Here is a 12069-nt window from a genome sequence, read left to right as displayed (position 1 = left end):
GGCTTTTTTGCCCAGCGTCTGCTGGCCTTTCCAGAGCACCGAGCCCTGGCAGTCCACCATGCCCATGATGGCCTTGGCCGTGGTCGAGCGGCCCGAGCCGTTGCGGCCCAGCAGCGCCACGATCTCACCGGCGTTGACGTCGAAATGGACACCATGCAGCACATGGCTCTTGCCGTAATAGGCGTGGAGGTTTTCGATTTTCAGCATGGTCAATGCCCCCCCGCCTGTGAATCGGCCACGGAAGAGCCCAGATAGGCCTCCTGCACGCGCTGGTTGGCGCGCACCGCATCAGGCACATCGAAGGCGAGGACCTCGCCGTACACCACCACCGCTATCTTGTCGGCCAGGCCGAACACCACGCCCATGTCGTGTTCCACGGTCAGGAGGGTCTTGCCAACGGTGACTTCCTTGATCAGGTCGATGAAGCGCCTGGTTTCCGACTTGCTCATGCCGGCGGTGGGTTCGTCCAGCAGGATGACGTTGGCGCCGCCCGCGATGGTGATGCCGATTTCCAGCGCGCGCTGCTCGGCGTAGGTCAGGTTAATCGCCAGCACATCACGCTTGCGGTCGAGCTTGATCATCTTCATCAATTCGTCAGCCCGGTCGTTGGCGTCGTCCAGGCCGGCCAGGAACTTCAGGAAGGTGTATTTGTAACCCAGGCTCCAGAGCACGCCGCAGCGCAGGTTTTCGAACACGCTGAGCTTGGGGAAGATATTGGTGATCTGGAAGCTGCGCGACAGGCCCAGACGATTGATCTCGAACGGCTTCTTGCCGTCGATACGATGTCCGTTGAGGAGCACCTCACCGCTGCTGGGCTCAAAACGCCCGCTGATCAGGTTGAACAAGGTTGACTTACCGGCGCCGTTGGGACCGATGATGCCAATCCGCTCGCCGGCATTCACGGCCAGGCTCACCCCGCGGATGATTTCGGTTTTTCCAAAGCTCTTGCACAAATTCTTGAGTTCAAGGGCAAAGGTGGGGGATGAATTCACAACAGCTCCCTCCGCTTGACTTCTTTTTCGATGTATTCCTGGATTTCGCCCCACTCCCGCACGAACTGGCGGCGGGTGAGTTCAAACAGCCCCAAGCCGGTGAGCATCACGAAGGCTGCACCGAACCAGCTGTTCAGGCCCTTGGCATTGAGGGTGGCCCCCATGAAGCGCAGCTCGTTGCCAAGCGCCGCATGGAGTTGCAGGTGGTAGGTCATCTCGATCATGGCCGCTGCGCCGGTAAGCACGATCAGCGACGTGACAGCCAGCGCCAGGTAGCTGACCCAGAGCTGCCTGAGCTTGCCAAAGGCGGCCACCCGCAGGTTCATCATCAGCAGGCTGGCCACACCGCCCGGGGCATACATGACCATGAACAGGAAAATCAACCCAAGGTACAGCAGCCAGGCCTGGGTGAATTCGCTGAGCAGCACAAACGCCAGCACCATCAAAATGGCACCCAGAATGGGACCGAAGAAGAAGGTCGCCCCACCCAGAAATGTGAACAGCAGGTAGGCACCGGAGCGGTAGCCGCTCACCACTTCGGAGGTGACGATCTCAAAATTCAGCGCGGCCAGTCCGCCTGAAATGCCTGCGAAAAAAGCCGCAATGATGAACGCGACATAGCGCACTTTCTGGGTGTCGTAGCCCACGAACTCCACGCGCTCCGGGTTGTCGCGCACCGCATTGAGCATGCGTCCGAGCGGAGTTCGCGTGAATGCGAACATCAGCGCGGTGCAAACCAGGGTATAGATCGCGATCAGGTAATAGAGCTGGATTTGCGGCCCGTAAGTGATGCCAAAGGGTTTGGAGCCGGTCACCCGGTTGCCCGAGATGCCGCCCTCCCCGCCAAAGAATTCGGGGAACATCAGCGACATGGCCCAGACCAGTTCGCCCACGCCCATCGTGATCATGGCGAACGGTGTCGCCGCCTTCTTGGTGGTGACCCATCCCAGCAGCACTGCCACCAGCATGCTGGCCAGGCCCCCGGCAATCGGGATCAGACTGACCGGCAGCGGCAGCGCTCCGCTGCTGACCTGGTTCAGGGTGTGAATGGCCAGAAACGATCCCATGCCGGAGTAAACCGCATGGCCGAAGCTGAGCATGCCGCCTTGTCCCAGCAACATGTTGTAGCTCAGGCAAACGATGATGGCGATACCCATCTGGCTCAGGATGGTGTGGCCCAGGCTGCTGGTGAAGACCAAAGGCGCGATCACCAGCACCACGGTGAACAGGGACCACACCAGGAAACGCCCGACGTTGAGGGGTTTGAATTGGTAAAACTGCTGTGTCATGACTGAGAACTTGTCCGTGAATAATAGGGGGCCAGGCGCTTAGCCCTCCCGCGTGCCCAGCAGGCCTTTGGGCCGGAATATCAGCATCAGAACCAGAAGCAAATAAGGCAGGATGGGCGCCACCTGGCTGATCTTGAGCTTCCAGAGCGCATAGCCAAAGGTCTCGGGTGTGACCATCAGGCCCATGATCCTGAAGGCCGACATGAGCGAGCCATCCATCGCCACGGCGAAAGTCTGCAGCACGCCAATCAACAGTGAAGCCAGAAACGCGCCGGCCAGCGACCCCATGCCGCCGACCACCACCACCACAAAAATCACCGAGCCCACGGTGGTCGCCATGCCCGGTTCGGTGACAAAGGCATTGCCTCCGATCACCCCGGCCAGACCCGCCAGCGCTGCGCCGCCGCCAAACACCAGCATGAAGACGCGCGGCACGTTATGACCCAGCGCCTGGACCATCTCCGGGTGCGTCAGCGCGGCCTGGATCACCAGCCCGATGCGGGTGCGCGTGAGCAGCAGCCAGATGCTAATCAGCATCAGCACCGCCACCCCCATCATGAAGCCGCGGTACATGGGAAACTGGGTGCCAAACAGGGTAAACAAAGGTCCGTCCAGCACAGCGGGCACGCGGTAGTCCACCGAACTGCGGCCCCAGACCAGTTGCACCAGCTCAAGAATGATGTAGCTCAGGCCGAACGTGATCAGCAACTCGGGCACATGCCCGAACTTGTGCACGCGGCGCAGACAGAATTTTTCAAAACCAGCCCCCAGCAAACCTACCAGCAAGGGGGCGACGACGAGGGCTGGCCAGAAACCGACCAGTTCGGTGACGCTGTAGGCGAAATAAGCGCCCAGCATATAAAAACTGGCGTGCGCGAAATTGAGCACCCCCATCATGCTGAAAATCAGCGTGAGGCCGGAGCTCAGCATGAACAGCAACAGGCCGTAGCTCATCCCGTTGAGCAGCGAGATCGTGAAGAACTCGATGAAGCCGGGACTGAGACCGAGAGATGTCAGAAAATCGAGCATGAGTCAATGCGGTGAAAAAATGAGGCCAAAAGAAACGCCAGCGTGGCGAAATCGTCACCTGGCGTTTCCCGGATGGCGGACGCCTCAGGATGGGCGCTTCATCTGGCAGCTCGTGGGGGTGCTGGCCACATACGCTTCAATGTATTTGACGGGCGCAAAGGTGTAGCCGGTTTTTTCCACGCTATAGGCGTTCTTTTTGTCCACTTTTTGCCATTTGGTGATGTAAAGCCCCTGCTGCATCTGGTGGTCGGATTTGCGCATTTCGGAGTCGCCGTTGAAGCCCTTGAAACGCATGCCGCTCATGGCGGCAGCCACCTTGACCGGGTCAGTGGATTGGGCTTTGGCCATGCCCTCACTCAGCAGCACAATGCCGTTGTAGATGGAGAAGGTGTAGAAGTCGTCGCCGAACTTCTTCTGGAAGTCGCTCGTCAGTTTGCCCATGACCCCGGTGTAGTTGGAGTGGGCATAGGAAATCTGGAACACCTCGCTTTCACCGCCCGAGGCCAGCACGGTGGGCGTGCCCGACACGGCCGCATAGTAGGTGTACATCGGCAACTTGAGCCCCGAGTCATTGAGGGCCTTGACCAGCAAGGTCAGGTCCTGGCCCCAGTTGCCGGTCACGATGGTGTCGGCACCCGACTGCTTGATCTTGGCGACATAGGGCGCAAAGTCTTTGACCTGCCCCATTGGCACCAGGTCATCGCCAACAATCTGGACATCGGGCCGCTTGCGGGTCATGCCTTCCTTGAAGTACTTGGCGACCTGCTGGCCATGCGAGTAGTTCTGGTTGAGCAGGTAGACCTTCTTGACCGTGGGCTGCTCTTTCATGAAGCTGGTCAGCGCCTCCATTTTCTGGGTGGTGTCTGCATCCAGCCTGAAGTGCCAGTAGTTGCATTTCTCGTTGGTCAGTGCCGGGTCCACCGCGGCGTAGTTCAGGTAGACCACCTCCTTGCCGGGGTTGCGCTCGTTGTGCTTGCCCACGGCATCGGACAAGGCCAGCGCCGCGCCGGAACCGTTGCCTTGCACGATGTAGCGAAAGCCCTGGTCGACCGCGGCCTTGAAGGTGTTGAGGGCTTCCTGTGGCGAGCCCTTGCTGTCCATGCCGACGATTTCAAATTTCACACCCGCGGCGTTTTTGGCGCCGTTGAGGTTGTCGGCCACGAATTGCCAGCTTTTGAGCTGATTCTGGCCGACGTTGCCAAACGGACCTGACAGGCCCTCGATCATGGCGATCCTGACGGTCTCACCTTTTTGAGCCCAGGTCGCGCTTGAACAAGCCAGCACCGCACAAGCTGCAACAAACCGAACGACATTTTTCATGACGGAGTTTCCTTTGTTTGACAAGTCTTGCAGCGTACAAGCATTTGGGCTGCCCAACGCTAGGGATTGCCCGCAGGACATATCCCCCATGTGACAGCGCGCCGGGCTGCCCCGTGCATCAGACGCCCGGCAGCTTGTAGTCCTTGAGCATCTCCCGCAACCGCGTTTTGAGCATCTTGCCGGTGGCGCCCAACGGGATGGCATCGACAAACACCACGTCATCAGGAATTTGCCATTTGGCCGTCTTGCCCTCGTAGAACTTGATCAGTTCCTCGCGCGTGACTTCGGCGCCCGGCTTCTTCACCACGGCAAGGATGGGCCGCTCGTCCCATTTCGGATGCTTCACGCCAATGCAGGCCGCCATGGCCACGGCCGGATGCGCCACCGCGATGTTTTCGATGTCGATGGAACTGATCCACTCGCCGCCGGACTTGATCACGTCCTTGCTGCGGTCGGTAATCTGCATATAGCCGTCAGGGTCAATCGTGGCCACGTCGCCAGTCGGAAACCAGCCGTCCACCAAGGGGTTGCCGCCCTCGCCCTTGAAATATTCGGCGATGATCCATGGGCCTTTGACATGCAGGTCACCGTAGGCCTTGCCGTCCCAGGCGATCTCCCTGCCGTCCTCGCCGACAATCTTCATGTCCACACCGTAGATGGCCCGGCCCTGCTTCAGGCGTATCTTCATCTGCTCGTCTTTGGGCATGGCCAGATGCTTGTTCTTCAGCGTGCACAAGGTCCCCAGCGGCGACATTTCCGTCATGCCCCAGGCGTGCAGCACCTCTACGCCGTAGTCGTCATTGAAGGCCGCGATCATGGCTGGCGGACAGGCCGAGCCGCCAATCACGGTGCGGCGCAGCGTAGAGAACTTCAGGCCCGCAGGCTTCATGTGGCCCAGCATCATTTGCCATACCGTGGGCACGCCTGCGGCGTAGGTGACTTTTTCCGCCTCAATCAGCTCGTACACCGACTTGCCGTCCATCGCAGGGCCGGGAAACACCAGCTTGGCGCCGGTCAGGGCCGCCGAATAGGGAATGCCCCAGGCGTTGACGTGAAACATCGGCACCACCGGCAGGATGGAATCGCGCGCGCTCAGGCACATGACATCGGGCAATGCCGCCGCATAGGCGTGCAGCAGCGTTGAGCGGTGGCTGTACAGCGCCGCCTTGGGGTGGCCCGTGGTGCCGCTGGTGTAGCACATGCTGGAAGCCGTGTTTTCATCAAACTGTGGCCAGGCGTAGTCGCTGGCCTGCGCACCGATCCAGCTTTCGTAGCTCTGCAGATTAGGAATGCCTGAATCTGCCGGGAGCTTGTCCGCATCGCACAGCGCGATGTAGTGCTTGATGGTGGTGCATTTGCCGTGCACGGCCTGCACCAGGGGCAGGAAGCTCAGGTCAAAACACAGGACCTGGTCTTCGGCATGGTTGGCAATCCAGCCGATCTGGTCGGGATGCAAGCGCGGGTTGATGGTATGCAGCACCCGGCCCGAGCCGCTGACGCCGTAGTAAAGCTCCAGGTGCCGGTAGCCATTCCACGCCAGCGTGGCCACGCGGTCACTGAAGGCCAGCTTCAGTCCGTCCAGCGCTCTCGCGACCTGGCGCGACCGGTAGGCCACATCCTTGTAGGTGTAGCGATGCAAATCGCCCTCCACACGGCGCGACACGATTTCAGCGTCGCCATGGTGGCGTTCGGCAAACTCGATCAGCGATGAGATCAGCAGGGGCTGGTTTTGCATCAAACCTAACATGTCTTATTCCTTTAATGCCCGGCTGGGCGTGTTGTGAATGTGAATGACTCCGCATTGATGGTAACGCGCACACCGTCCAGGCCACCCGTGCAAACCCCCATCCGCGCCACCTTGGCGACACCGTCCAAGCCCACTCCGTGCTAGCGGCCAAAGCGGCTTAACCCTAAGCACGCGGGGCTGCTAATGCCATAGCACAATGCGCCAATGACCACTGCCATCAATGCCTCATCTGCCGAGCGGAACCCTGTTGAATCGGACCTGAAGTGGGTCAACAGCTTTGCCGCGCTGGGCCCGGATTTTTATACGGCGCTGCAGCCCTCGCCGCTGCCATCGCCTTATTGGGTGGGCCGCAGCCGCGCTTTGGCGCGTGAACTCGGCCTTGAAGACCACTGGCTGGAGTCGGCCGAGGCGCTGGCGGCGCTGACCGGCAACCAGCAGTTGCCCGGTTCCCGTCCGCTGGCCAGCGTTTACAGCGGTCACCAGTTTGGCGCGTGGGCGGGGCAACTCGGCGATGGCCGGGCGATCTCGCTCGGTGAGATCGCAACCGCGCGTGGCGCGCAGGAAATCCAGCTCAAAGGCGCTGGCCGCACGCCTTACTCCCGCATGGGCGATGGCCGGGCCGTGCTGCGCAGTTCGATTCGCGAATTTTTGTGTTCCGAGGCCATGCATGGCCTGGGCATCCCCACCACCCGCGCGCTGTGCGTCACGGGCTCGGACGCCCTGGTGCGGCGCGAAGAACTGGAGACGGCTGCCGTGGTGACGCGCACGGCGCCCAGTTTCATTCGCTTCGGTCACTTTGAGCACTTCAGTTACAGCGACCAGCACGCGCAGCTCAAAACCCTGGCCGACTACGTCATCGACCGCTTTTATCCCGCATGCCGTGACGCACCGCAGCCCTATGCGGCGCTGCTTGAAGCGGTGAGCGAACGCACCGCGCACCTGATGGCCGCCTGGCAGGCCGTGGGCTTTTGTCACGGCGTCATGAACACCGACAACATGAGCATTCTGGGCTTGAGCATTGACTACGGCCCGTTCCAGTTCCTGGACGCGTTCGACCCCCACCATATCTGCAACCATTCCGACACGCAGGGCCGCTACGCCTACAACAAGCAGCCCAACACGGCCTACTGGAACCTGTTTTGCCTGGGCCAGGCCTTGCTGCCGCTAATCGATGACCAGGACCAGGCCCTGGCCGCGCTGGAATCCTATAAAAGCGTGTTTCCCGAGGTGCTGCAAACCAGAATGCGCGCCAAGCTGGGCCTGGTGGAGGCCCAGCCCGAGGACGCGGCCCTGATCGAAAGCACCTTCAAGCTGCTGGCCAGCAACAAGGTTGACTACACGATTTTCTGGCGTCGTTTATGCAGTTTTACGGCCCAAAGCGGCCACGAGCCGGTACGGGACCTGTTTTTTGACCGCGAGTCCTTCAATGCCTGGGCGCTACAGTATTCAGAGCGAATAGCACCCGTGGATATTGGGCCAAGGGCCGATTTGATGCTTAAAAACAATCCTAAATTTGTACTTCGCAACCATCTGGGTGAGGAAGCCATACGTGCCGCGAAACTAAAAGACTTTTCCGGCGTCAACACCTTGTTGACCTTGCTGCAAGCCCCATTTGATGAACACCCTGGCCATGAACGCTTTGCCGACTTTCCGCCCGACTGGGCCGCATCCATAGAAATAAGTTGCAGTTCGTAGCAACGTTCCTTCCACCACCCAAAGACGTCAGAAGTCAAACACCATGAGCACCAAGATCCAGAAAACCGATGCCGAATGGAAGGCCTTGCTGGCTGAAAAAGGCGCTGAACCCGGTGCCTTTCAAGTCACCCGTCAAGCCGCCACGGAACGCCCGTTTACCGGCAAGCATGAGGACAACTATGCAGACGGCAGCTACCGCTGCATGTGCTGCGACGCCGAGCTGTTTGACTCGTCCCGCAAGTTCGACGCAGGCTGCGGCTGGCCCAGCTTTTCGCAGGAAGTGGTGCCCGGCGCGATTGAAGAACATGTGGACCGCGCGCACGGCATGACACGCACCGAAACCGTGTGCGCCAACTGCGGTGCCCACCTGGGCCATGTGTTTCCAGATGGCCCCACGCCCACCGGTCTGCGCTACTGCATGAACTCCGCATCGCTGGACTTCAAACCTCGATAGTGGCGTGCTTCGCCCCATCAGCCCCCTCCCCGGACTTTCCGGATTCACCCCTTTTCCGTAGCCGCCATAATCACGCCATGAAAATTTTGTTCGATTTCCTGCCGATAGTTCTCTTTTTCGGCATGTTCAAGTATGCCGAAGGCAACACCGACTGGGCCGCCGCCACCGCGACCGAATGGCTTGGCTTCATGGTGTCGGGCGGCGTGGTGGGGCCGGCCGAAGCGCCGATGCTGCTGGCCACGGTCGTGGTGATTGTGGCTACCCTGGCACAGATTCTCTGGCTCAAAGCCCGGGGCCGCAAAGTGGAACCGATGCTGTGGATCAGCCTGGGGCTGGTCACGGTGCTGGGCAGCGCCACCATTTACTTTCACAGCGAAAGCTTCATCAAATGGAAGCCCACCGTGCTGTACTGGGTCATGGGCGGTGCCTTGTTGTTTGGCCAGCTGGTGCTCAAGAAAAACGGCATCAAGTCCTTGATGGGCGCGCAAATGGCGCTGCCTGATGCCGTCTGGCGCACCGTCAATTTCAGCTGGGTCGGATTTTTCACCGTGATGGGCTTCCTCAATCTGTGGGTGGCCTTCAACTTTTCCACCAGCACCTGGGTCAACTTCAAGCTCTTTGGTGGCTTGGGCCTGATGCTGCTGTTCGTGCTGGTGCAGGCGGTGTACCTGAACAAGCACATCAAACCAGGCGCCACGCCATGAGCGCGGAGCTGGCGTCAGGGGCAGGCGGCGCAGCGCCCTTGCCCGTTCGGGTGAACGAGATTGAGCAGCAGCTCAGGGCCCGGCTTGATCCTACGCACCTGGAAGTACTGGATGAAAGTGCGGCCCATGCCGGCCACTCCGGCGCCAATGCGCAGGGTTTTGGCTCGCACTTTCGCATTCGCATTGCCAGCCCCGCGTTTGCCGGCAAGAGCCGCGTGGCGTGTCACCGGCTTGTGTATGATGCAATGCAAAATTTCATTGATCAGGGCCTGCACGCCCTGGCCATTGAGATCGTGTGACGCACTCCCCTCCCGAAAGTCATTGGGCGTTGATTTGCCGCAAACGCTTTCGCCCCGTAGCAGAAAAAGATAAACAAGTATCAGCAAAGGATTACAAGGAAATCATGAAAAAACAATTTTTAATGGCCACGGCTGTTGCCGCTTTGATGGCCGTGAGCGCACAAGGCGCCTTCGCCCAGAACGTGGCCATTGTCAATGGCAAGGCCGTGCCCAAGACCCGCGTCGATGCGCTGGCGCAGCAGGTTGCCAAATCCGGCCGTCCGGTCACACCCGAGATGGAAGGCCAGTTGCGCGAGGAAGTCATCGCGCGCGAAGTGTTCATGCAGGAAGCCGAAAAACGGGGCCTGTCTGCCAGCGACGACTTCAAGGCACAGATGGAACTGGCGCGCCAGTCGATCTTGATCCGCGAGTTGTTTGCCGACTACCAGAAGAAAAATCCGGTCACCGACGCCGAACTCAAGGCAGAGTACGACAAGTTTGCAGCGGCCAACGGCGGCAAGGAATACAAGGCCCGCCACATCCTGGTTGAAAAAGAAGCCGATGCCAAAGCCATTATTGCCAGCCTGAAAAAAGGCGGCAAGTTTGAAGAGATCGCCAAAAAGCAGTCCAAAGATCCAGGCTCAGGCGCCAAAGGCGGTGACCTCGATTGGGCCAACCCTTCCAGCTATGTGCCCGAATTCACCGAAGCGCTGCTCAAGCTGAACAAAGGCCAGTTGAGCGACACGCCGGTCAAGTCGCAGTTTGGTTACCACGTCATCCGCGTGGACGACATCCGCATGGCCGAGTTGCCCGCATTTGAGCAGGTCAAACCCCAAATTTCCCAGCAGATGCAGCAGCAAAAACTCGCCGCCTTCCAGGAAGAGCTGCGCAGCAAGGCCAAGGTCGAATAAGGCCCCTGACGGGCAGCGTTCAATGAGCGAAGCCCTTCAACAACAAAGCGCGGCATGTCCGCGCTTTGTTGTTGGCGATGTCAATAAATGCTATGCCAGGGCGCCCACAGCCATCAGCAGACCGATCAGCACCGGCTGGTGCAGCATGTAATAGCTCAAACTCCAGCGTCCCAGCCAGGCCAGGCCACGAATGGCCGGGCCCCGATCACTGCCCGGCGCATGCCTGAACCAGTGCGGCCGCTGGCGCAGCGTCCAGGTTCCAGCCGCCATGCCCCACCACATCACACCCAGCCAGGGAATCAGGGGAACGTAGTCCTCGGTGACCGGCTTGCGGCTGATCAAACCCAGCCAGTTAAAACTATTTCCATTAAGAAATTCGGCTCCAGCCCAGGCAGAATGGGCGTAGGAAGCTATAAATTGCATAGCTATTGCGGCACCGCCCAGAACCCATAGCCAGCCGCCCCACCCGGCCGTCAGCCGCACAACAAGCAGCATGATGGCCATACCGTGCAAGACCCCGAAGTAAATAAAGCTCTGGGGGTACATCCAGTAAGAGCCCGCAGTGACCAGCAGCGCGCAGGCCGCCACCTGGCCCCATCGCCGCCAAAAACGCGGCCAGCTCTGGCCCTGGTGAACGGCAATAGCCTGACCCAGCCCGGCGGCAAAGAGAAACAGGCTCACAATCGCCGTGCGCTGCCAGGTCCAGAACGGATCAAGATAAAAATTCTGCTTCAGGTAACCAAAGTGGTTCAGGTCAAAGAAGAGGTGATAAGCGCTCATCCAGACGATGGCCATACCGCGCAGGGCATCCACCGAGTCAAAGCGGGAGGCAGGAGGGTTGTCAGACTTGAAATTCACAACGTGAACGATAACGCATCCGCATGGGCACGCGCTGCGGCAAGAAAATCAAGGGCAATGCTGGAGGCAGTTTCCTGCCCAATGACCGTTTACACAAAACTTCTTACCCACTCCCTGCGATAGCCCATCACAGTGCGCGCAACGCCCCACCGCGTTCACCAAGCACACGCCATTCACGCGCCAAGGTCGCGCTTGCGTTCCTCAAACTCGGCCTTGTCAATCTCGCCACGCGCGAAGCGCTCACGCAAAATTGCGAGAGCCCTGTCTTCTTCGGAGGGGAGAAACCCGCGCGGCCCCCTGCCAAAACTCAAACGAGCCAGTGCCACTATGCCCAGGATGATGAGTACCCACCAGAGGATATGCATCAACCCAAACAAGCCCCAATCCCGGCCCCATCCACCGCCCCACATCATCATGTCATCCCACATTTCAGACCTCCGTTGTACTTATCGGCCACCCGAGCGGCGGCGAAGTTGCTCGCGCTGCTGCGGGCTCAGCACGCCAACGATCCGCTTGCGTGCTTCGAGCGAATTTTCGAACATTTGCTGGCGCAGCCCGGCCATCGCGTCATGGCGGAGAACACCCGGACGCCGCTATCAGAGCGCCCGTGGCGACCGCCATCAGTACGCTTTTCATATCCACCTCCCCTCTTCCAATCAGGCTCTTGAAAATACGCCTGATATCAACGCCGTCCTTGCCCTACATCAAACAGGCCGCTTTTCAGGTGCCCGGCAGGCCGCAAAAAGCCTGAGTTCACGACAAGTTTCACTGCACGAGCGCTTGGTGTCGGTT

14 protein-coding genes are annotated in these 12069 nt (G+C 59.7%); 6 read left to right on the top strand and 8 right to left on the bottom strand.

The features are described from left to right. The 6 genes from Q8K05_RS02050 to Q8K05_RS02025 all read right to left on the bottom strand — a co-directional run. A partial coding sequence (locus Q8K05_RS02050; RefSeq protein WP_305244880.1) for an ATP-binding cassette domain-containing protein occupies positions 1 to 207 on the bottom strand: 207 nt, incomplete at its 3' end. 2 nt (positions 208 to 209) lie between these two features. Further along, the gene (locus Q8K05_RS02045) at positions 210 to 992 is read right to left on the bottom strand and encodes an ABC transporter ATP-binding protein (RefSeq protein WP_305244879.1); all 783 of its coding nucleotides are present in this window, start codon (positions 990 to 992) and stop codon (positions 210 to 212) included. Further along, complete coding sequence (locus Q8K05_RS02040) at positions 989 to 2281, bottom strand: branched-chain amino acid ABC transporter permease (protein WP_305244878.1); 1293 nt, start codon at positions 2279 to 2281, stop codon at positions 989 to 991. The genes Q8K05_RS02045 and Q8K05_RS02040 overlap by 4 nt, the downstream gene beginning before the upstream one ends. Positions 2282 to 2320: 39 nt before the next feature. Then, on the bottom strand, positions 2321 to 3310 hold the full coding sequence (locus Q8K05_RS02035; RefSeq protein WP_305244877.1) for a branched-chain amino acid ABC transporter permease: 990 nt from the start codon (positions 3308 to 3310) through the stop codon (positions 2321 to 2323). An 84-nt stretch (positions 3311 to 3394) separates the two neighbouring features. Continuing rightward, on the bottom strand, positions 3395 to 4630 hold the full coding sequence (locus Q8K05_RS02030) for a branched-chain amino acid ABC transporter substrate-binding protein (protein ID WP_305244876.1): 1236 nt from the start codon (positions 4628 to 4630) through the stop codon (positions 3395 to 3397). 118 nt (positions 4631 to 4748) lie between these two features. Next, the gene (locus tag Q8K05_RS02025; protein ID WP_305244875.1) at positions 4749 to 6377 is read right to left on the bottom strand and encodes a 3-(methylthio)propionyl-CoA ligase; all 1629 of its coding nucleotides are present in this window, start codon (positions 6375 to 6377) and stop codon (positions 4749 to 4751) included. Between the two features lie 216 nt (positions 6378 to 6593). Between Q8K05_RS02025 and Q8K05_RS02020 the strand changes: the two genes are divergently transcribed. The 5 genes from Q8K05_RS02020 to Q8K05_RS02000 all read left to right on the top strand — a co-directional run bounded on the left by Q8K05_RS02020 (position 6594) and on the right by Q8K05_RS02000 (position 10419). Continuing rightward, positions 6594 to 8072, top strand: a complete 1479-nt coding sequence (locus Q8K05_RS02020) for a YdiU family protein (protein ID WP_370868754.1) — start codon at positions 6594 to 6596, stop codon at positions 8070 to 8072. Positions 8073 to 8115: 43 nt separating this feature from the next. Next, positions 8116 to 8526: a peptide-methionine (R)-S-oxide reductase MsrB gene (gene msrB, locus Q8K05_RS02015; protein ID WP_305244873.1), complete on the top strand. Its 411-nt coding sequence runs from the start codon at positions 8116 to 8118 to the stop codon at positions 8524 to 8526. Between the two features lie 77 nt (positions 8527 to 8603). Then, on the top strand, positions 8604 to 9230 hold the full coding sequence (locus Q8K05_RS02010; protein WP_305244872.1) for a septation protein A: 627 nt from the start codon (positions 8604 to 8606) through the stop codon (positions 9228 to 9230). After that, positions 9227 to 9529 carry a BolA family transcriptional regulator gene (locus Q8K05_RS02005; protein WP_305244871.1) on the top strand — a complete coding sequence of 101 codons (303 nt, stop codon included), beginning with the start codon at positions 9227 to 9229 and terminating at the stop codon, positions 9527 to 9529. Before Q8K05_RS02010 ends, Q8K05_RS02005 begins: the two co-directional genes overlap by 4 nt. 104 nt (positions 9530 to 9633) lie before the next feature. Continuing rightward, entirely contained in the window at positions 9634 to 10419 is a 786-nt protein-coding gene (locus tag Q8K05_RS02000; RefSeq protein WP_305244870.1) for a peptidylprolyl isomerase, read from the top strand. Positions 10420 to 10509: 90 nt separating this feature from the next. On the opposite strand, the gene Q8K05_RS01995 is transcribed toward Q8K05_RS02000, so the two are convergent. Then, positions 10510 to 11214, bottom strand: a complete 705-nt coding sequence (locus Q8K05_RS01995) for a heparan-alpha-glucosaminide N-acetyltransferase (protein ID WP_370868753.1) — start codon at positions 11212 to 11214, stop codon at positions 10510 to 10512. Positions 11215 to 11450: 236 nt separating this feature from the next. Then, a complete protein-coding gene (locus Q8K05_RS01990) occupies positions 11451 to 11705 on the bottom strand; it encodes an SHOCT domain-containing protein (RefSeq protein ID WP_305244868.1) in 255 nt (84 codons plus the stop codon). 85 nt (positions 11706 to 11790) lie between these two features. Here Q8K05_RS01990 and Q8K05_RS01985 point away from each other — a divergent pair. After that, a partial coding sequence (locus Q8K05_RS01985) for a hypothetical protein (RefSeq protein WP_305244867.1) occupies positions 11791 to 12069 on the top strand: 279 nt, incomplete at its 3' end.

Source organism: Polaromonas sp., from assembly GCF_030682935.1.
In the GTDB taxonomy this organism is placed as follows: Bacteria; Pseudomonadota; Gammaproteobacteria; order Burkholderiales; family Burkholderiaceae_C; genus Polaromonas.
Note: the sequence above shows the minus strand (reverse complement) of the source record. Positions and strands in the feature narration are given on the sequence as shown.